Annotated in this window: 19 protein-coding genes; 6 read left to right on the top strand and 13 right to left on the bottom strand. The window is 46.5% G+C overall.

Annotation, left to right across the window (positions count from 1 at the left end; genetic code table 11):
- Positions 1 to 51 precede the first annotated feature (51 nt).
- On the bottom strand, positions 52 to 1,893 hold the full coding sequence (gene recQ / locus MHN00_RS18470) for a DNA helicase RecQ (protein WP_014975343.1): 1,842 nt from the start codon (positions 1,891 to 1,893) through the stop codon (positions 52 to 54).
- Positions 1,894 to 2,106: 213 nt separating this feature from the next.
- Between recQ and MHN00_RS18465 the strand changes: the two genes are divergently transcribed.
- The 3 genes from MHN00_RS18465 (at position 2,107) to rarD (ending at position 5,188) form a co-directional block, all read left to right on the top strand.
- Positions 2,107 to 2,619 carry a thioesterase family protein gene (locus MHN00_RS18465; protein ID WP_081333944.1) on the top strand — a complete coding sequence of 171 codons (513 nt, stop codon included), beginning with the start codon at positions 2,107 to 2,109 and terminating at the stop codon, positions 2,617 to 2,619.
- Positions 2,620 to 2,706: 87 nt separating this feature from the next.
- Positions 2,707 to 4,044: a magnesium transporter gene (locus MHN00_RS18460; protein ID WP_014975345.1), complete on the top strand. Its 1,338-nt coding sequence runs from the start codon at positions 2,707 to 2,709 to the stop codon at positions 4,042 to 4,044.
- A 229-nt stretch (positions 4,045 to 4,273) separates the two neighbouring features.
- On the top strand, positions 4,274 to 5,188 hold the full coding sequence (gene rarD / locus MHN00_RS18455; protein WP_081333945.1) for an EamA family transporter RarD: 915 nt from the start codon (positions 4,274 to 4,276) through the stop codon (positions 5,186 to 5,188).
- A gap of 65 nt (positions 5,189 to 5,253) precedes the next feature.
- On the opposite strand, the gene MHN00_RS18450 is transcribed toward rarD, so the two are convergent.
- Both MHN00_RS18450 and uvrD read right to left on the bottom strand, forming a co-directional pair.
- Complete coding sequence (locus MHN00_RS18450) at positions 5,254 to 6,531, bottom strand: diguanylate cyclase (protein ID WP_014977963.1); 1,278 nt, start codon at positions 6,529 to 6,531, stop codon at positions 5,254 to 5,256.
- 42 nt (positions 6,532 to 6,573) lie between these two features.
- A complete protein-coding gene (gene uvrD, locus MHN00_RS18445; RefSeq protein ID WP_239302021.1) occupies positions 6,574 to 8,745 on the bottom strand; it encodes a DNA helicase II in 2,172 nt (723 codons plus the stop codon).
- Between the two features lie 463 nt (positions 8,746 to 9,208).
- Here uvrD and cysE point away from each other — a divergent pair, with 463 nt between their 5' ends.
- Positions 9,209 to 10,015 (top strand): serine O-acetyltransferase, encoded by an 807-nt coding sequence (gene cysE / locus MHN00_RS18440; protein WP_014947845.1) that lies wholly within the window; start codon positions 9,209 to 9,211, stop codon positions 10,013 to 10,015.
- A gap of 97 nt (positions 10,016 to 10,112) precedes the next feature.
- Here cysE and MHN00_RS18435 read toward each other — a convergent pair whose 3' ends face one another.
- From MHN00_RS18435 to MHN00_RS18395, 9 genes are all read right to left on the bottom strand, one after another.
- Entirely contained in the window at positions 10,113 to 11,621 is a 1,509-nt protein-coding gene (locus tag MHN00_RS18435) for a diguanylate cyclase (RefSeq protein WP_202285854.1), read from the bottom strand.
- A gap of 168 nt (positions 11,622 to 11,789) precedes the next feature.
- Positions 11,790 to 12,530, bottom strand: coding sequence for an HAD-IA family hydrolase (locus tag MHN00_RS18430; RefSeq protein ID WP_014947847.1), 741 nt, complete (start codon positions 12,528 to 12,530; stop codon positions 11,790 to 11,792).
- Positions 12,531 to 12,550: 20 nt separating this feature from the next.
- Positions 12,551 to 13,471: a tyrosine recombinase XerC gene (gene xerC, locus MHN00_RS18425; protein WP_239302020.1), complete on the bottom strand. Its 921-nt coding sequence runs from the start codon at positions 13,469 to 13,471 to the stop codon at positions 12,551 to 12,553.
- A gap of 5 nt (positions 13,472 to 13,476) precedes the next feature.
- Positions 13,477 to 14,172: a DUF484 family protein gene (locus tag MHN00_RS18420; RefSeq protein WP_014947849.1), complete on the bottom strand. Its 696-nt coding sequence runs from the start codon at positions 14,170 to 14,172 to the stop codon at positions 13,477 to 13,479.
- Positions 14,169 to 14,999 (bottom strand): diaminopimelate epimerase, encoded by an 831-nt coding sequence (gene dapF, locus MHN00_RS18415; RefSeq protein ID WP_014947850.1) that lies wholly within the window; start codon positions 14,997 to 14,999, stop codon positions 14,169 to 14,171. The genes MHN00_RS18420 and dapF overlap by 4 nt, the downstream gene beginning before the upstream one ends.
- A gap of 35 nt (positions 15,000 to 15,034) precedes the next feature.
- Entirely contained in the window at positions 15,035 to 16,285 is a 1,251-nt protein-coding gene (gene lysA, locus MHN00_RS18410) for a diaminopimelate decarboxylase (RefSeq protein WP_014975352.1), read from the bottom strand.
- Positions 16,285 to 16,521, bottom strand: a complete 237-nt coding sequence (locus tag MHN00_RS18405) for a lipoprotein (RefSeq protein WP_069943528.1) — start codon at positions 16,519 to 16,521, stop codon at positions 16,285 to 16,287. Before MHN00_RS18405 ends, lysA begins: the two co-directional genes overlap by 1 nt.
- Before the next feature lie 12 nt (positions 16,522 to 16,533).
- Positions 16,534 to 17,601 (bottom strand): MJ1255/VC2487 family glycosyltransferase, encoded by a 1,068-nt coding sequence (locus MHN00_RS18400; protein WP_239302019.1) that lies wholly within the window; start codon positions 17,599 to 17,601, stop codon positions 16,534 to 16,536.
- 1 nt (position 17,602) lies between these two features.
- Positions 17,603 to 18,121 carry a phosphatase PAP2 family protein gene (locus MHN00_RS18395; protein ID WP_014947854.1) on the bottom strand — a complete coding sequence of 173 codons (519 nt, stop codon included), beginning with the start codon at positions 18,119 to 18,121 and terminating at the stop codon, positions 17,603 to 17,605.
- A gap of 352 nt (positions 18,122 to 18,473) precedes the next feature.
- Here MHN00_RS18395 and rraA point away from each other — a divergent pair, with 352 nt between their 5' ends.
- Positions 18,474 to 18,959 (top strand): ribonuclease E activity regulator RraA, encoded by a 486-nt coding sequence (rraA, locus tag MHN00_RS18390; RefSeq protein ID WP_014947855.1) that lies wholly within the window; start codon positions 18,474 to 18,476, stop codon positions 18,957 to 18,959.
- Between the two features lie 88 nt (positions 18,960 to 19,047).
- The gene (locus tag MHN00_RS18385) at positions 19,048 to 20,289 is read left to right on the top strand and encodes an extracellular solute-binding protein (protein ID WP_069943529.1); all 1,242 of its coding nucleotides are present in this window, start codon (positions 19,048 to 19,050) and stop codon (positions 20,287 to 20,289) included.
- A 31-nt stretch (positions 20,290 to 20,320) separates the two neighbouring features.
- Here MHN00_RS18385 and MHN00_RS18380 read toward each other — a convergent pair whose 3' ends face one another.
- Positions 20,321 to 21,130, bottom strand: a complete 810-nt coding sequence (locus MHN00_RS18380) for a S1/P1 nuclease (RefSeq protein ID WP_069943530.1) — start codon at positions 21,128 to 21,130, stop codon at positions 20,321 to 20,323.
- Positions 21,131 to 21,132: the final 2 nt, after the last annotated feature.

The raw sequence follows: 21,132 nt of genomic DNA, 5'->3' as shown, positions 1-21,132 counted from the left end.
TGCAAACCCTGCGGCCAGCTGGAAAACAGAGTCTAGTTGGCCTGCAAGCCCTCAGTGCTCTCGATTTATGTAATCATCAATAAGCTGGATAAAAGCCTCACCATAGCGCTCGAGTTTGGTTTGGCCTACGCCGCTTACATCAAGTAAGGTGTTGCGCGTAGTGGGGAGTTTACACGCCATATCCACTAAGGTGGCGTCACTAAATACCACATACGGCGGCACTTCATTTTCTTCGGCCAACACTTTGCGTAAGTGCTTAAGACGGGTGAACAACGTTCGGTCATAGTTAGCAGGCGCTTGTTTTGCTTTTTTCTTGTCGGGCTTAAATTCAAGTCGCGGAACGGCAAGCTGAACCGCTACTTCACCTTTTAGCACAGGCCGAGCGGCCTCGGTTAAGCGCAATGCGGCATGAGCGGTAATATCAACGCGTATAAGGCCTTTATGAACAAGCTGGTTGATAATGTTGTGCCAGTAGCTATCCGACTTATCTTTACCTATGCCGTATGTGGAAAGCTGGTGGTGGCCTGCTTCCTGAAGGCGCCTAAGCTGCTTGCCTCGCAAAACATCAATGACATACTGGCTAGAGGCTTGCTGTGAGAGCCGAAGTACACACGACAGTACTTTTTGTGCAATCACCAAACCGTCGATCATCTTAGGTGGGTCTAGGCAAATGTCGCAGTTGCCACAGGCGCTGTCGCTGAACTGCGAAAAGTAATTCAGGAGTACTTGTCTACGACAGGTTTGCGCTTCTGAAAAAGCTTCCATAGCCGCAAATTTTTGTAACTCTATTTGGTTGCGCTCGGCTATTTCCCCTTGCTCTATCCACTGTTTTACGCGGGCTGCGTCTTTTTCATCAAACAACAATAAAGCTTCTGACTCCAAGCCGTCTCGCCCCGCTCGGCCGGTTTCCTGATAATAGCTTTCAACACTGCGCGGAACATCGTGGTGAACCACATAACGCACGTTCGATTTGTTGATACCCATGCCAAAGGCAACGGTGGCCACCACAATATCAATTTTGTCGTTAAGAAACTGGCGCTGTACCAGCTCTCGCTCGTCGTTATCCATACCCGCGTGATAGGCCGCACAGCGAAAGCCTTGTCTGAATAATTTAGCGTGCAGGTCGTCGACTTTAGCGCGACTGTTACAGTAAATAATGCCGCTACCTTCTTGCTGTTTTACGTAAGCAACAACTTGATCAAAGGCTTTGTACTTGCTCATTACGCGGTAGCGAATATTGGGTCTGTCGAAGCTGCCTTTATAAACCAGCGGGTCGTTAAGGTTTAGCTGCGTCAGTATGTCTGCTTGGGTGGCCGAATCTGCAGTCGCTGTGAGTCCAATAACAGGAATAGAGGGGAAGCGGGATTTTATTTGCCCCAGAGCGCGATAATCCTGCCTGAAATCGTGCCCCCAATGGGAAACGCAGTGCGCTTCATCAATGGCAAATAAGGCAATGTCGGCGTGCGCAAGCGACTGCTGAAAATAGTACTGCATTAAACGCTCAGGCGACACGTAGAGCAAGTCGAGTTTGCCAGCTTGCAGTGCGTCATTTATGCGTGCTTGTTCGTCTGCTTCTAGCGTTGAATTGAGATAGGCAGCTTTTACGCCCAGCGCTTTAAGCTGTTCTACTTGGTCCTGCATAAGCGATATAAGCGGTGACACAACAATAGCGGTGCCTTGGCGCACTAACGCAGGAATTTGATAGCACAGCGACTTGCCACCACCTGTTGGAAGCAAAACAAGTGCGTCTTTACCTTCACATACTTGGTGAATGACTTCGCCTTGACCGTCGCGAAAAGCATCGTAACCAAATACATCTTTTAAGACGGTTTCTGGTGTTTTTACACGTTGCGTTTCTGGCGCTAATTCTGATGGAGCTATTGCAGTTGTCATGGCGCTGGATTTTACGCGTTTTTGGCGACGTCTTCACGGGGCAATTTAAAAAACTAGACTAAAATTCAGCGATAGTCCTGATCAGAGGGGCAGCAGCTCTTATAATTTATTTTGATTCAACATCATTGGTTGGATGAATTTCCGTCAAACTTACGTTCGGTAGTAATGTTGCTTATAAGCACATTACAAATATCAATTCATCAAGGAAAGCGAGTGGATAACAAAACGACTAATAAAGACGAAGCTAAGGGCAGCGAAACACTAAACCATGAACTAATGATTAAACATGTAATTGCGCTTTTTCGTGATACTATGCCGTTTAACCAGTTGCTGGGCTTGGAATTTGTTACCGAAGGAAAGGGGCTGGATACACAGATCTCCCTGCACCTTGATTGGCAACCAGCGCTAACCGGCAATCCAATGCAAAAAATCCTACACGGCGGTGTAACAGCGACTATGCTAGACACCATCGGTGGTTTAGTTTCAATTGTAGAAACCATCAAACAAACCGCACGTGAACACCTTGCGGACCTTCAAGTTAGATTGCCCACCATGGGCACGGTCGATATGCGCGTTGACTACTTAAGGCCGGGAAGAGGTGAGCGTTTTATTGCAACAGCGATGATTATACGCAAGGGCAGTAAATTAGTGGTTTGCAGAATGGAATTGCACAACGAAAAAGGCGACCATATAGCCTTTGGAACAGGTACATACATGCTGGGGTAGCAGCCACGCCAATTGGTTTGCACCACCCCATCACGCCTGTTTTCAAGCTGTGTAAAGGAAGTGAGCGGTATTAACGGGAGGTGTAGCATGGCAGAGCCATTACCAGACTTAATTGAAGAGATTGTTACCGATAGTATGGGTGACGATCCGGCGACCTTGTTAGCCACCCTTGCGGGGCAGGACGAGGTATACATCGCATCACTGTTAGAATCGTTGCCCGTAGAAAAACGTTTGGCGGTATGGGAAGGCATTCCTCGCGACCGTAAGCTCGACGTATTGGTTGAGATGCGTAGCGACCCTCGTGAAATTCTTATCGACAATACGCCGCACGACGAATGGGCGTCTATTTTTGCTGATATTGACGCAGAAGATTTACTGGAACTACTCGATTCATTGCCAAAACGCCTTGTCGATATGGCCTATGAATCACTTGATTCTAAAGAGCGTAAGTACTTCAGAGAAGCGACACAATTCCCCGATAACCAAATAGGGCACTGGGTTAACCACGAGCAGTTAGTGTTGCCTTCGAACGCGAAAGTGCGCGAAGGACTACGCTTATTAAGACGTGACATACCTCAGCATTGTGACAGCATTTTTTTGGTGAACCGCTCAGGTCAATTTTCCGCGCTGGTTAAAATTAGCCACCTCTTCAATGCGCAAGATCACGTGTCGCTATTCGACTTGTCGGAAGAAAGTGTGACGACCATTCAAGGGGCTGACGACACTATGAATGCGTCGCTACTTGTTCAACGTTCTGGGCTTGCGTCGCTGCCGGTAGTTGACGAAAACAACAAGCTTCTCGGCCGATTAGATGTAACCTCTGCAAGTGAGTTGGTCAACGAGTTTTACGAACGCCAAGTGATGGCTTCGGCCGGTATGGATGAGGACGAAGATTTATTCTCGCCTGTGGCGAAAAGTGCGAAAAATCGTGCCCTTTGGCTTGGCATTAACTTGCTTACCGCATTTTTAGCTTCGTGGTTTATTGGATTGTTCGAAGGCACCCTTCAACAAGTGGTTGCCCTTGCGGTACTGATGCCGGTAGTGGCAAGTATGGGAGGCATTGCAGGTAGTCAAACGCTAACCCTGATTGTACGCGGCTTGGCGTTGGGGCAGGTCACGCCTGCCAACTTACGGGCGCTGATGGTGAAAGAGCTTAAAGTAGGCGGCGTTAATGGCGTGATTTGGGCCTTAGTAATTGGCGTTGTTGCTTATTTCTGGTTTACCGATGCCATGTTAGGGTTGGTTATCTGTTTGGCCATACTGTTCAACATTGTAGCTGCCGCACTTGCAGGCGTATTTGTGCCTGTAATATTGGACAAGCTGAAAATAGACCCTGCACTGTCGGGGTCGGTCATTTTGACTACCGTAACCGACATTGTAGGCTTTGTAGCATTCTTAGGTTTGGGCACACTGTTTCTGCTGTAGCACCATTCCCGCGAAAAACCTTGTCCTGTTTTTTCATGACGAACGGATCTTAGGCCCCATTGAATGAGCACATTTAGTGGGGCTTTTTCATTTTTTGTTAATTACGTTTCATTAATTATGCCGCTTGTTACACGTCCTTTGCCGCATTGGAAAGCGTTAAGGGTTGTGTATTCACCTAACCTGATAAACAATACGCGCCTTCTTCCCCCGAATTTCGTTGGAGTCAGTCTTGTCTAAGCAAGCCAGTGCCGCTCAAGTCGGCGTTATTTGTGCAATTGCCGCATATAGTATGTGGGGTGTTGCACCTGTTTATTTCAAACAGTTGATGGTATTGCCGGCTGCTGAAATCCTGATGCACAGGGTAATTTGGTCTGTGGTGCTTTTGGTTGGGCTTATAGCCGCGCTAAAGCAGTGGCCCAAAGTGGGCGCCGCCCTTCGCAATAAGCGCGTTATGCAGATTTTATTCGTTGCAGGGTTGTTACTCGGGGCGAATTGGCTCTTGTTTATTTGGGCAATTAATAACGACCATATTCTTGATGCAAGCCTTGGCTATTACATCAACCCTCTTATCAACGTATTTCTAGGTCGACTTTTCTTAGGTGAAAGGTTGCGTAACTTACAGCGTGTAGCCGTTGGGCTTGCCGTTATTGGCGTGGCTATTCTTATTTTCTCTTACGGCCACGTGCCGTGGATTGCTTTGGTGCTTGCGGGAAGTTTTAGCGTGTATGGCTTATTGCGCAAGCAAGTGGCAGTAGACTCGCTACCCGGCCTATTCATTGAAACCTTAATGCTCTCGCCATTCGCTATTATTTACTGGGTCTTCTTTGGCTCTGAGTACAGTAACTTATTTAATAACGACGCCACGCTAAATACCCTTATTTTAGCGGCTGGCATTGTAACTACTGCGCCACTACTTTGTTTTACCGCTGCAGCAAGGCGCATCATGTATTCAACGCTGGGCTTCTTTCAGTACATTGGCCCAACGCTTATGTTCATACTGGCGGTTTACCTGTACGGCGAACCGCTTGAAGAGTCGCGCTTGGTAACCTTCGGCTTTGTGTGGTTAGCGCTTATCTTGTTTAGTGCCGACTCGCTGGTTAATTATCGCAGTCAGCGTAAAGCGCGAAAGCTAGCGGTGGAGTAGGGGCTTTGCGCACAAGTCTTTAATTAAACGTCGGACAGCTAAGCGGCGGTTGATTGAGTGAAAAGCTAAAGCAGTGAAGCTTGCTCTTGCTGAGGAACATCTGGTGGTTCGCACTTCACTTGGTTACGCCCACTATTTTTGGCGGCGTAAAGCTGCTTGTCGGCAAGGCTTAGTAGCTTATCTACGCGCTGAGTGTGCGCGCCACTTACCCCAATACTGCAGGTCACTTTAATGTCGCTTTTAGGCAGTTGAATAATTTCCGCTTCCACCACTTTTCTGAAGTCGTCTAGACGCTCACAGGCTTCTTTTAGTGGTGTTGACGGCATGTATATACAAAACTCTTCGCCACCAAAGCGAGAGATAATTTCGTCCGGAAAATAAAACTCAATAAGGGCCGCCATGGCTTTTAGCACAATGTCACCTGCGTCATGGCCATGGGTATCGTTTATCGATTTGAAAAAGTCTAGGTCAATAAGGGCGAGAGCGTGATCCTCAGACAGGTTTTGGTGTTGTACAGTAACCATGTAGAAGAAGTGGCGCCTGTTAGGCAAACCTGTTAAATAGTCGGTGTTGGCCACACGACGAATTTCTTCAACGCTTTCAATATATTCCACGTTCTGCATCACGCGACACAAGAACTCTTCATGACAGTAGGGCACTCGCAAGAAGTCATTTGCACCACTTTTAATAAAGTGCGCAGACATTAACATGCCTTTGCCTCCAGCAACGCCCATAATTGCCAGCTGCTCTTTCGAAAAGGCTTTTCTTAAACTGGCGACAAAGTGCGTGCCTGTCATATCAGGCAACGTGTTGTCAGTGATAACAAGACGTACGTTTTTGTGTTCAGACAAGCATTGCATAGCGTCTGTAGCCGTTAGGCATTCAAACGCAATAAAATTATGGCGCTGAAGTAATGAAACGGTTTTTGAGCGCAACACCCGATTAGTGCTTACCACGACGACACCAGTAGACTTGTTTTTTTCTAATCGGCTAATAAGACGATTGAGGTAGTCGTAGTTCTGCGAATTTTCTTTGGGAATGTAATCGACAACGTCACGTTCTAGGACTTTATCGCGAATAGCGCTATCTAAACTTTCTGTTGTAGCAATGGTGGGAATGAAAGACTCAACCGTAAAGTCGATGGCTTCGCCTTTTGGTGCATCGGGAAGCGAGTATGCAACAATAGCACACAGAAAGGTTTCCGGCATATTTTGCGAAAACCGTGCTTTGCCTTCTGTCAGCGACGTTGCGCCAACGGGGGTAAGACCAGCCCGGCGTACTAATTTCGCTATAAGTTCAAGGTTGCCTTCACCATTTTCGATGATCAGCACGTGTTGCTGCATACATTTCAACTTAGGTTTAGGCTACCTTGCCTATTAATAATGTTACGCTTTCTCCAGCTTTGCGTAAGCAAGTACCAGCCATTTGCTGCCAAATTCGTCGAAGTTTACTTGAACTCGACCGTGCTCACCACTCCCTTCGTAGTTAAGTACGATCCCTTCGCCAAATTTACGGTGTACAACTCGCTCACCTAAACTAAAGCCCGTTTCTTCAAAACTGGCGTGCGACGTCGCTTGGCTAAAGCGGTTGTGCACGGGCCGCGAAATCGTCGATTTCAGCCTAACCTCTTCAACGCAGTCTGCTGGCATTTCGCGAATAAATCGAGAAGCAGTATGATACTTATCTTGGCCATAGAGTCGACGACTTTCTGCATAAGTAATATACAACTTTTGCATTGCTCTGGTCATACCAACATAGCAAAGTCTGCGTTCCTCTTCCATTCGACCTGGCTCGTCGTTAGTCATTTGGCTAGGGAACATGCCTTCTTCTACACCTGCTAAGAATACCAGTGGAAATTCAAGGCCTTTAGCGGTGTGAATGGTCATCATTTGCACGGCATCCTGGTCTTTATCCGCCTGGGTTTCACCTGCTTCCAGCGACGCATGAGCTAGAAAGGCTGCCAGAGGCGACATTTCTTCGGCTTCTTCAGGCGGGATAAAGGTTTTACATGCAGTAACCAATTCTTCCAAGTTTTCTAGACGTGCTTGGGCCTTTTCTCCGCGCTCTGCTTGGTACATGGCGTACAGACCAGACTGGCGAATAGCTTTATCGGCTTGTTGGTCAAGGGGCTCATCTAACGTGGATTGCTCTAGCTCAGTAATTAGCAACACAAAGCTTTGCATTGCGTTTAGCGCGCGGCCTTTAAAGCCACCTTCATTAATGAGCAACTGACACGCCTGCCACATTGAACAGTTGTGCATTCGCGCGGTGTCGCGCACTTGCGATAAGGTTTTCTCACCAATACCGCGACTTGGGGTGTTTACTACACGCTCGAAAGCTGCATCGTCGTGCGGATGGCTCACCATGCGCATATAGCCAAGGGCGTCTTTAATCTCTTGGCGTTCGAAGAAGCGCAGACCGCCGTATATGCGATACGCCAGCCCTTCGTGCAGCAAGGCTTCTTCCAGTACTCGAGACTGGGCGTTGTTTCGATAAAGAATAGCGGTATCAGTAAGGGCGTTGCCTTGATTAAGCCAATCTTTGATTTTCGAAACAATAAAGCGCGCTTCATCTAGCTCGTTGAAACCCGCATATACAGAAATCAGCTCGCCTTGCGCGTCTTCCGTCCAAAGCTCTTTCCCTAAACGGCCCGTATTGTTGTCGATAACCGTGTTCGCCGCTTTAAGAATGTTTCCTGTAGAGCGGTAATTCTGCTCAAGGCGAATAGTAGTAGGCTCGTTGAAGTCTTTCAGGAAGTGCTGAATATTATCTACGTTCGCGCCGCGCCAGCCGTAAATAGACTGATCGTCGTCGCCAACAATCATAATGTTATTATTACCACCACTACACAGCATACGAAGCCATGCATATTGGATATTGTTGGTATCTTGGAATTCGTCTACCAACACTGCACGGAAACGACGTTGATAGTGGGCTAATACTTCTGGGTTTTTAGCCCATAATTCATGTGCGCGTAGCAACAGTTCAGCAAAATCTACCAAGCCTGAACGGTCACAAGCGTCTTGATATGCCGCATAGACTTCGCGCATGGTCTTTTGAATATGATCGCCGTGGGTTTCAATGTGCTGAGGGCGCAAGCCTTCGTCTTTGTTGCCATTTATGTACCACTGAATTTGACGAGGCGCCCAATGCTTTTCGTCCAGGTTCATGGCCTTCAGAATGCGGCGAATAAGTCGATATTGATCGTCCGAATCAATTATCTGAAAATTCTCAGGCAAGTTGGCTTCTGCATGGTGCGCACGTAGTAAGCGATGCGCAAGCCCGTGGAAGGTACCAATCCACATATTGTGCAGGCTGCGACCCATCAACGACTCTATTCGGCCGCGCATTTCTTTGGCTGCTTTATTGGTAAAGGTTACTGCCAAAATAGAAAAAGGGGCGATGTTTTCGACTTCCATTAACCACGCAATGCGATGCACTAATACGCGGGTTTTACCACTGCCCGCGCCAGCCAAAACTAGGGCGTTAGATAGTGGGGCTGCTACTGCTTCACGCTGTTTGTCGTTTAGCTCGTCTAGCAGTCGAGATACATCCATAGTGTGGTACCTGTTAGTTGATAGTGTTATACATTCAGCAGCGCGCTATTATGCCACCTGCCTGTTAATTTATACAGTCCAGTTTTTCCCAGTGAAGATAAACTTCAACGGCATTATACGTTCGTGTGTAATCATGATTTTAAGTATTATTTAATGAAAGATACGAGCGCTCTGAACGTTCTATTAAATTAATTGAAGCACTCAGTTAGACGCAGCGAGAGAGCAGAATGCTTTAACGATGTATACATGTACGATACGGTTATTAGCTATAACGAATTAATTCGATAAATTGATCGAATTATGCGCTTGGTCGGTATCACATCGGTATTGCATCACATCAAACTCAGGTAAACTTTTACGCGTTCCCTTTTGTCAGCATAGATATGCCCAGCAAGGAACAAGTTTAGATTGCTTACCCAATTTTCTGATAGAACACAGCATTTTTATATAACGGGACATGCTCATGACCGCACTTACAACGCCCATCGATTTTTGGTCTACGCTGAAACAAGAAGCGCAAGTTGTTGCTGAAAAAGAGCCTTTGCTGTCTAGCTATGTGCATGCCAGTGTTCTTGCACATCACAACTTTGAATCGTCGCTTAGCTTTATTCTGTCGAACAAAATGGCAGACGACGTCATGCCTGCGCTCGCCATTCGTGAAGTTTTCGATGAAGCTTACTTACTTGAGCCTGGTATCAGCGAAGCGGCTATTGCTGACATTCTAGCGATTAAGGCGCGGGATGCGGCGGTCAACGATTACCTCACTCCTTTACTTCACTTTAAAGGTTTTCATGCTGTGCAAGTACACCGCATGGCGCATTACCTTTGGGTTCATGGGCGTCATCAGCTTGCTTTATTCTTACAAAGCCGCAACTCGGCAAGCTTTGGTGTAGATATCCACCCTGCTGCGCGTATAGGCAAAGGCGTCATGTTTGACCATGCAACCGGCATTGTAGTGGGCGAAACTGCAGTGGTTGAAGACAACGTATCTATTTTGCAGAGCGTTACATTAGGTGGTACCGGTAATGAGTCGGGCGACCGTCACCCTAAAATTCGCCAAGGCGTGTTAATTGGCGCTGGCGCCAAGATCCTTGGAAATATTGAAATAGGTGAAGGCTCAAAAGTGGGCGCTGGTAGCGTTGTACTTAATAGTGTTCCGGCTCACGTTACTGTGGTGGGTGTTCCAGCTAAAGTGGTTGGGAGACCGGTTTGTCAAAGCCCATGTGAATCCATGCGCCAAAACGTACTAGAAGATAACTCCCACGTATAAAATTGGGGTCAGAGTACATTTCTGCTTTCGTAATAATGGGGTCAGAGTACATTTTTGTCTTCAGCGTATTTGAGCGATTAAATGTACTCTGACCCCATTATTTGAGGGTTATTGTGTTGCCGCCTTTTTCTTTTGATGCGTAGAGTGCGCGGTCGGCGCGCTGAATAAGTGTCTCGAGTGTATCGCTTTGCTGCATGAGAGTGACGCCGAAGCTCGATGATAATGACACTTCTGAAATAACGATTGCGTTTATTCCTTCACGTACTTTTTCCACCAAATTAAGGGCGTTTTGCTCGCTGATATTAGGCAGAAGCAATACAAATTCGTCGCCGCCGAAACGGGCAAAAACATCAGCTTTACGCACAATATCCTTCGTCACCTGACTTAAGCGGCGCAATGCATTGTCGCCGTCTACATGGCCTAATTCGTCGTTAATACGTTTAAACTTATCTAAATCAAACATAACGAAATAAAGCGAGCTTCCCGATTCACGGCTCTGAGCCATTTCAAGTGCGCTGCGCTGGGCCAAATACTCCCGCGTATAAGCTTGGGTTAAGGTATCCACAAAAACACGGTCTTTGAGCAGAGCATTGTCTGCTTGTAACTGAGGAATGGCTATACCAAACAACGCGTTGGCTGCAATAACGTTGAGTGCAAACTGATACACTTTGACGTAATCCATTAAGGCGAATATATGCACCAACAAAACAATGCATAAGCTGCTTATTGCAAGGCTTATAACATTGCGCTTCGTACTTTCAGTACACGCTATCCACATGTGGGTAATGGCGAGAAAAAAGATAGCAAATGCACTATCACGGGACTGGGTAAGTTTTGCCAGTAACATGACGAATAGTATGAGGGTCAAATTGATTGCCACTTTCTTAAAGTAGCTGTGTAAATCGGATGAAGCGCAGTTAGAAAATGCCAAGAGGTCTATTTTAGAAGCCGCACTTATTTTTACTAACAAGCCAGCAAAAAGAGGTGCAAGCACAACAACACCAGCCATATCCCCTATCCAAAAGGGCAGCATTGCCTCTTTAATATCCGCCGCTGACATCTGATTAGTGAGAACAAGTGAACCAATGACAAGTTGCGTGGCAACTAACGACGAAATACAGCCGATAATCAAGAACGAGACGATTAATTGGGGTGTGGTGACGTCGGGTTTCCTCAATAGATGGCCGAGAACACTGGCTCCTGCATAGTAAGGGAGCATATGTGCAACGCCGAATAACACGCCGCCCCACATCATTTCTACGTTACTTAATGGCAGCGAGTAGTTATGACCATTCCAGACGGTAATCGCAATGGCGGCCACCATAATAGGCACTACCGCGCGCCAACCTAAAACTAAGAAGCATGCAAGGGTGTAGCCTGCCGCAGGAAACCAAACACTGGCGTGTTCAGTGTATTCAACAATGCGTCCAATTTGCCATATGGCAATCCAAGACAAGATAATAAATACATCTTGATACAAGCCAGACAGTGGCTTAAACGGCCAAAAAGAACGACCTGTCTCGGCATGTTCATGAACATTCGAGGTTGGCTTATCTACCTTGGACGCTTGTTGCGACCTTGACTTCGAGATAGCAGGTTTTTCCATGAGGACACAAAAACTACGACTTCAGTTTTCAGTGTATAACGAGTGAGCGTTAAAATCTATACGCCCTAAGTGCGGCTCTCAAGACCTTTAAGAATGCGGCTTACTCAAAGGTTCACATCCCGCAAAAGAATAAGTAGTAAAGGTCTGTATTTTCGAGATAAATAGCGCCTAGACAAATTGAATAAGCTCTTCTAATGAATCAAGCTGAACGTGTGGAAGTACTGAAACGGGTTCTAATTTCAACTGCATTGGACGATTACATGCAAACCAAGCCGACTGATAGCCTGCATTAATGGCACCGAAGACGTCTTTAATAATATTATCGCCCACATGTAAAATGTGCGACGGCGTTACCTTTATCAGTGAGGCCGCTTCATCAAACATGTTTTGAGCAGGCTTCATAGGCCGTTCCACACTGGCGTGTAAGATCGCCGTGAAGTAACGGTCTAACCCTACTTTTTGCGCGTTTACATTGCCGTTAGTAATACCAACGAGCGGTAAGTGCTGGCTAAGTTTATCGAGGGTGTGGTGAACATTGCTGGCTAATGCAAAATCGCTTCTTGCGTCATAAAAACAATTAAAGCAGCTGTCTACAGCAGCACGTAATGCAGTGTCTTCTGTAGGGACTATTGATAACTGGTTTGCTGGCGTGCCAGATAGTGCAGCGTTTAAAACAACGCGACGAAGCTGCCCCATATCAGAAGCCAACCGCGCGTCTTTGGCGATAGCCGCACGTTTAAGCTGTAGCCAATCAAGTGATGTTAGCTTAGCCGCATGTTTGTGATGTTCAGCAATATGCGCTTGAAGGGCTTGCTCTGCGCGTCGAATAATAGGTTCATTATTGTAGAGAGTGTCATCAAGGTCGAAGGTCATAGCCTCGACGTTATTGATAGACCTGAAAAACTGCATGGGGAAACCTTCTAGTAGCGTTATTTCTTGTGTGCACGAGGGTGAGCCGCGTCATAAACCTTAGCGAGATGCTGAAAATCCAGATGGGTATAAACTTGTGTCGTTGACAAGTTAGCATGACCTAATAGCTCTTGAACCGCACGCAAATCTCCGCTGGATTCTAATACGTGGGTAGCAAAGGAATGGCGCAGTTTGTGAGGGCTTACTTTTTGTGACAGCGACTGTTCGCTTGCCATTTTATCGAGGCGATTAGCGACTTGTCGATTGGATATGCGGGTTTTGCGCTTACTCACAAAGACCGCACTTTCGTAAGGTGATGCGTAGGCAGGGCGTACCTTTAACCATGCGTTAAGTGCTTTTTGTGCGTGTCGGCCTAACGGAAGTATTCGCTGTTTACTTCCTTTACCCATGACCTTCACGGTACCGTCCTTTAGACAGTCGGCCAAATTAAGCCCAGTCAGTTCGCTCAAGCGCAGTCCACAGCCATAAAGTAGCTCAAACATAGCCACATCACGTAATTGCATACCCTCATCGTCGTCACTGCTTCGGGGGGAGGCATTAAGAAGCTGCTGCATTTCATCTACGCTTAGTTGCTTAGGCAATGGCTTCCCTTGTTTCGGAGCTTGAATACCCTCTACAGGGTTGCTGAATAGTTGCTGATGATCGATAAGATATTGGCAGAAGGTTCTAAGTGCCGATAGGCGCAATGCTATACTGCGCGGGCTGTGCCCTGACATCTTTGCATCAGCCATTACCCGCTTTATGTCGCTTGGCGTTAGTCCCGACCACTCGTAAAGCCCAAGTAGCTTTGCAACTTCGGTAAGCTGGCGCTGATAATTTTTGATAGTTTGAAGAGATAACCCACGTTCTACCTGTAGATGTAGCAGAAACTTATCTAGCCATTGCTGGCAAGGTTCGCTTATCAATGCGTCCGTAGACACTACACCTAATATCCCATCATTTCAGGCAAGATGATATTAAGCACTTGCTGAAGCTGTTGAAGTAACAAGGTGTCCATATCTGGGGTGAAGTGGCTGGCGTCACTGCTGCTAATACCTAAAATACCGAGTTCACGGTTGTCACCAAGCAGCATTAGCGCTACAGACTCCGCAGGGCTTTCTCCGAAAAGAAGCTGGCGTTCGTGCTGAGATAATCGACCAAAGAAAAAGTTGGTATTTTTAAAACGTTTTTCAGTAAATAAACGTTGCTGTAGCTCAGGGATCGCGTGCGGACCTTTAAAGCTTTTAATGACCGCCGACGACAATTGTAAACGCTCTTGAAGCACATCTTCCAAAGTAAACTGAACTTCGGCAACACTTTCACAGCGCAGAAGCTGCACGTTTAAATCGGTGTAAACGCGATATATTTTTTCGTTTTGTTTAGCGATGCTCACCAGCTGATTGAGTTTAAAATTAAGCTGCCTAACTTTCTTTCGAAGCTGATCGCTTTGAATTTCTACCAGTGAAACACTGCCTTTCTGCTCGTGGGGAAGCTTAATTTTTTCAAGAAGGTCGGGGTGCTCGGCAAAGAACTCAGGGTTTTGTAACAAGAACGCGCGCACATCGGCACTCGACAATTCCGTTGTGTCGTTAAATGGCTCAATCAATTGCGTAGCGTTAGACTGCCCTGATAATTCGCTCATAGATTTATATGTCCGTCGTACACGTGCTCGGCAGGCCCTGTCATTTTTAACACGTTATCTGGGCCGGGCCAGCGTATACGTAAACTGCCTCCGGGTAAGTCCACCCGCACGTCTTTTCCTAATTTACCCTGAATCTGGCCAATTGCAACCGCTGCACAAGCGCCGCTACCACAGGCCAGGGTCTCACCTGAACCTCGTTCAAATACGCGAAGTTTAATGTGTGACTCATTGATTATTTGCATAAAGCCAACGTTTACGCCTTCAGGGAAGCGTTCGTGCTTTTCAACAAGCGGACCAATCTCGGCCACATTAGCAGTATCAACGTCGTCGACTTCCATCACGCAATGTGGGTTACCCATCGATGCCGATCCAATGAATAGCGTGCTCTCGCCGACTCGCAATATGTAGGTGTTTTCTTGCTTATTGGCTTTAAGTGGAATATTCGCAGGTTCGAATTCAGGTTTACCCATGTTCACAGTAACCTGACCATCTTTCTCAAGATACAGCACCATTTTTCCAGCTTTGGTGCTTACGACAATTTTGTTGCGATTAATGAGACCTTTTTGCTTAACAAAACGTGCGAAGCAGCGTGCGCCATTGCCACACTGTTCTACTTCCGAACCGTCCGCGTTGAAGATACGATAGTGGAAGTCTTGTTCAGGATCGTAAGGCGGTTCCACCATCAACAGCTGGTCGAAGCCAATGCCGAAGTTTCGGTTAGCCAGTTGCTGAATTTTTTCTTTAGAGAAAAAGACGTTCTGAGTAACGTTATCAATAACCATGAAATCGTTACCCAAACCGTGCATTTTAGAAAATTGAACCTGCATTAAACGCGCATCTATCTTGTTAGTTTGTCTCTAGTTTACGGAAGTTTGTACTCACCTTGCCAGAGATCTTTTTGTTTTTCTCTTTCGCGAACCACAATTGCTTTGTCACCGTCTACCATAATTTCGGCTGGACGACAGCGGCTGTTGTAGTTTGACGCCATAACAAAACCATAGGCACCGGCGCTGCGAACTGCAAGTAAGTCTGTTGGTTCAATGGCTAATTCACGATCTTTTCCTATAAAGTCACCAGTTTCACACACTGGGCCTACCACATCGTAGATACGTGGTGTTGCCGTAGTTTCTTCTTTTACAGGAATAATTTTTTGCCATGCTGAGTAAAGTGCAGGGCGTAATAAATCGTTCATTGCAGCGTCGACAATGGCGAAGCTTTTTTCTTCACCTTCTTTAATGAATTCAACTTCGGTAACTAAAATACCAGCGTTTGCTGCAATAGCGCGGCCTGGCTCAAGAATAAGCTTTAGGTTTTCACGGCCTACCATTTTTTCAGCCATGGCTTGTGCATAGGCTTTAGGATGAGGTGGTTGCTCGTTGTTATAAGTAACGCCAAGACCACCGCCCACATCTAAATGTTCAATGATAATGTTGCGTTCAGCTAATTCATCAATAAGCAGAAGCAAGCGCTCCAAGGCGTCTACAAATGGGCCGATTTCTGTGAGCTGCGAGCCGATATGGCAGTCCATACCAACAACATTTAAATGAGGTAGCGATGCGGCCAATTCATAGGTAGCAAGCGCTCGCTCACGAGCAATACCGAATTTATTTGCCTTCAAGCCTGTAGAAATATAAGGGTGAGTTTTGGCATCCACATCCGGGTTTATGCGCAGTGAAATAGGGGCTTTCACGCCCATTTCGCCTGCAACCTGGTTAATTCGATGAAGCTCTGGCTCTGATTCTACGTTGAAACACATGATGCCTTGTTCTAGCGCATAGCGAATTTCATCATGCTTTTTACCAACGCCTGAAAATACTACCTTACTTGCATCGCCACCGGCCTCGATTACGCGAGCGAGTTCACCTGCTGAAACGATATCAAAGCCTGAACCTAATTTGGCTAGAACGCTTAATACACCGATGTTCGAATTCGCTTTTACCGCGTAACACACAAGGTGAGGATGCTCACCAATGGCATCATTAAATGCGTGCCAGTGACGCTCTAATGTTGCACGTGAATAGATGTAAACCGGCGTTCCATGCTGGGCTGCAATATCAGAAACAGCCACTTGTTCAGCATGAAGCTGACCTTGGCTGTAGGCGAAATAATCCACTAGTTCAGCTCTCCAGAAGTAGTTGCGGGTGAAGTGTTATTGGTGTCAGAGTCGGCGCCGGTTTCTGCATTTTCAGAAGACGCTGGTTCAGCAGACGTGTTTTGTGCAGGCGCGTCAGGAATGTAGAGCGCCCCTTTGTAACCACAGCCACATAATGCTGTGAGTGTTAGCAAGAAAACAACTGACTTTTTAAGCACGAAAAATCCCGCGAAGAATACGACAAATGCCGCTATCATCGCATTGCGGCGTTAAATTGCAAGAGCCAATAATCGTTCTTGTGTTTTATCGCCATATCGAACGTTTTTCCAAAGCGCATCGCACAGGCTTTGCGTATCAGAAAAGTCTTTGTTTTTAAGCCAATCGATAAGAATGTTGGGGTTGTCTGGAAAGGCAATTGCTTCGTTGTCGGGAGCTTCTAGCCACTCTTCAACAATGTCGGTATCAAGTTGAAACAGGGTGTGGCATAAATCCAATTTATTTAATGTAAGCACATTCGATAGTTGCTCAAACTGGCCGTGTAAAGGTTTTATAAGCAGCTTCTTGCCCAGTTGAAGTGCCTCACTCGATAGCTCAAACCCCCCATTGGCGATTACGCCACTGGCGTGCTGTAGGGCTTTTTGAAAGTGCTTCTTAGATGTAGGGTGCCAATGAATATGTCCCACTTCTTTCGCTTCATCGATGTTCGGGTGAAAGCATTCGAAAACCTGATCGCTTAGGGGTTCCAACATTTGTTGAACATCTTCAATATCTTCAAAAGGTAAGTAAGCCAGAACGTGACCATTTCCCGAAGACACAATCGGCTTTTCTGCAACGAATGGCGGAATAATTGGTTGATTGAAGTGATACCAGTGCACGCCTAGTTGAATCTCTGTTGGTGCAAACACTTTCATTAGCAAGGAGTCGAAAATCGTGTTGCCACTTTTAGGAACATCGTAGGCAAATGCAGCCTGATGGCTAATCGAAATAGATGGTAGACCTTGCTGTTTAGCTGCCCACGCCGTAACGGGCTCAAAGTCATTGACCAGCAAATCGTAGTTGCTGGTATCAAAGGCTTTCACGTCTTTAATGAACTGGCTTACATTTGCATCTTTAACGGTCGCCCATTTATCAACCCGGCCTCCTTTGGTGATAAAGCTCAGGCCAGTAAAGGTTCGGTATTCTCCGAATATTTCCATGTCGAAATACTTCTCAGGGGGACGACCAGTAAACACAAAGTCAACGTTAATGTCATCGCGCTGTGCCAGAGCTGCAGCCATTATTCGCGCACGGGCGATGTGTCCGTTACCGGTGCCTTGCACACCATACAATAATCTCATGCTACCCCAGAATAGAAATGCTCAACGTTGCTATTGTAACGCCTAAAAGTGTCCCTGCGATCACGTCTGACGGGTAATGAACACCCAGTAACACACGTGAAAGACCAATTAACGCGGCCCAGCTGTAAGCTAATACCGCAAACGACGGATAATAATGAGCCACTATGCTCGCCATCAATGTGGCTGCTGCCGTGTGGCCTGAAGGAAGAGAGAATTTATCAGAAGGCGTGACATGTGCTGTTAAATTCATTAGAAAATCGCAAGGGCGAGGGCGCTTGAACATTTTCTTAAGCAGCACATAAATGGGTAATTCCAGCGCATAAGCCATCAGCGCTGTGTAGAGGAAAAGCTCACCGTGTTCAGGCTCAAATGCCCAAAGCAGCGCACCGATAACAAGGTACAGGTAACCATCGCCGGTTTTCGACAGCCAGATAATACTTCTGCAGTCTCTTTTTTGCGTCAGTTTGTACAGGCGATAAAACAAGTCAGTATCGTATTTGGTCAAGGATTTAATCAACATCGCCTTGTCCCCTATCGGTTAATTACTGCACAGGCTAAAGTTCATCTGTGACCAGTGGGTGACGAAAAAAAGAAACTTTTTTGACAGCGAGCTTCGCTTTTACTTTTTCTTTTGTCCTGGCGAACAGATATTGGGAATGGCTGTAAAAGACAGAAAGCTAAGCAAAATATGTGCTCATTTGGGGGAGGGGAGAGCAAGTTTTGATGAGTTTTGAAAAAAGTAGAAAATTCGACGAAAGGCGTTAAATCAAACGTTTGCATTGCCACATTTAATGCTATGCTAGTTTTAGAAGCGTAAGCAGCGCTTTGTTTTCACTTAATTTTAGTCTTCTCAATTTTAGTAAGGCAGAACGATGGAATACAACACATCTGAATTATGCGATTTGTTTGCTGATAGCGTAGACGTGGTAGATCCAATTTTCGCGAGCTTTGGTGGCCGGTATTCTTTCGGTGGTGAAATTACCACAATTAAATGCTTTGAAGACAGAGGCCTTATCGACCGAGTACTTGCTCAGCCCGGCGCTGGAAAAGTACTGCTTATTGATGGCGGTGGTTCTAGCCGTCGTGCACTGTTCGATGCATCCTCTGCTCAAGTTGCAATCGACAACGATTGGGAAGGGGTTGTGATATACGGCAGCGTGCGAGAAGTTGATAGCCTTGCCGAATTAGATATCGGTGTTTTGGCGGTAGCCGCCATTCCAGTAAATGCTGAGTGTGAAAGTATTGGTGAGGTAGACGTGCCCGTTAACTTTGGTGGCGTTACGTTTTTACCAGAAGATCATCTTTATGCTGATAGCACGGGCGTTATTCTCTCTCCTGAACCTCTCGATCTGGACTGAGTGCCATAAATAGCGCGTAATTTTAGGGGCGCACCTGGCGTTTATTAACCGATAAGTTCTGCAAACTCAGTTTAAGCAGGGGCTTTTGGTGCGAGCAATTTACGGGTTATATCCTTGTTATCTAACCGTTTTTTTGGCTATGTTGGCCTTGCCCTCAAAGGCAGAGACGCTTACTGTCGGATGGCTGAATGATAACGTTAACGAACGTTACTTAATCTCTGACATTGAGCAAGAATTTGCCAAAGTAGCGCCTGATATTACGCTCAATGCGGTGGGCGTACATACCGATAAGTATAAGCAGCAAGTTCTCAAATGGCTTAAAACGGGTGAAGGGCCAGACGTACTTTATTGGTATGGCGACGAGCGGCTGCTCGACCTTGTTCGCAGTGGATGGGTGAGCGACATAAGTGACGTTTGGCAAGCACAGCGACTAACAGATGCGTTTAGAGTGTCGGTGTCCTCTCAAGTTAGCCTTAATGGCCGCTTCTACGCTATTCCGGTATCCCATTATCCGTGGTCATTTTTTTATAATGCTGAGCTTTTTGATTCTATGGGACTCGCAGAGCCAAGTACGTGGGACGAATTTCTTCACCTCTGTCAGGCTTTAAAAGAGAAAGGTATTACGCCCATAGCCATTGGGTATGATGCGCCGTGGGTATTAACAAGCTGGTTTGAATTCATTAGTTTACGGCTTTATGGAGAGTCCTTTCACCACGAACTGTTATCAGGCCGTGTCTCATATAAAGATGAGCGAGTCGTGCAGGTTTTTCTTCTGTGGAAAGTACTCATTGATAAGGGCTATTTCATGGATACGGGAGAGAACATGGACTGGTATGATCCCATGCCTTATCTGTACCGAGGCTTGGCAGGCGTTACGTTAATTGGACATTTTCTAAGCTCTCGTATTCCTGAAAGTGCAGAGTCAAAAATTAGGATATTTTCTTTCCCAGAGCTCAGTCCTGGTCAAGAAACCATTGAGCTAGCTCCTTTGGATGTGTTTTTTGTTCGGGCTAGTTCTTCGAAGCAAAAAGCGGCGCGACAATTTTTGTCGTTCATGGCGACACACAAGGCCCAGTCGCGATTTAATCTTCACGCAGGGGGATTTTCTCCTTTGGCGGGAAGTGAGCATTTTCCGAATTACTTTAATGATATGGGCGCTAAGCAGTTAAATACGGCAGAAAGCACAAGTCCATATTTCGATAGGGTCGTGCCTCACGAATTCGCAGAACCTGCCATGACACTGTTGAGAGACTTTATGAAATCAGCAGATGTAGGTAGTACGACAGAGGCTCTTGAAGCGCTAAGGTTGGAAGTGTATCAGCTCGATTAACTGCGAGATGCTAATCGAGCTTAACTTTTGACTAGTGCTCTGCTTCGTCAAACACGCTGTTCAAATACATGGCAATGCGAATTCCGGCCATCTGCAAACGCTTTTTTGCAGTAGGCAGGTGGTTGTATAAGTAGTCATAGCTCATATTGTTAGCGTCATCAGGATAAATGGTATCGCGAATAGCGGTGCTTTCTTCAATCCACACCATGGGGTCGGTGGTGGCCCAACTGCGAATATCCTTAGCCGTAATAGCTTTTGTTAACCAAGACGTCCACTCTGAGTACGACAGGTCGCGCTGATCTAGCATTTGCGAGTCCCACACTCGGTGTAGGTTAGAGTCTTGCCAGAAGAAGCGCACTTTTACGTCGTTACCACCACGATCAGTACCATTGCCGGCATGAAGCGGCTGATGAAGGTCGCCAATAATATGTACAATGAACTGAAGGGCCAGACGCTTTTCTTCAACGGTGGCGGTGTCGCTTTTTAACGTTTCAGTAAACTGCTTTAACGCGGTAACCGCATCACCTTGCTTTGGTGCGCCAACTTCTTCGTAGGTCTTTCCTTCAGGTACAGATACATAGTGCCAAGGGCTTGCGGTTTTCTGCCAAAATTCGCTGGGGTCAGAACGCATTTCGTCAGCGTGAGTTGAGGCTTCAGCCAACGAACCGTGTGGTAATAACTCCATTAGTGCAGCTTGTGAAAGAGGGCTAAGATATTGCTCGGCAATAGCGCCAGTCACTCGGTGACCGGTTTGCCCCCATCCGAAAGCGGGTGATGAAATACACAATGTAAATAGCGTGCTCAGCGCAACTGCGCAAATCCTGTTTGCAAACGCGAACATGG

The organism is Alteromonas sp. Cnat2-8, assembly GCF_022348355.1.
GTDB classification, from domain to species: Bacteria; Pseudomonadota; Gammaproteobacteria; order Enterobacterales; family Alteromonadaceae; genus Alteromonas; species Alteromonas macleodii.
The sequence above is the reverse complement of the archived record's forward strand: the minus strand, read 5'-3'. Positions and strand labels throughout refer to the sequence as shown.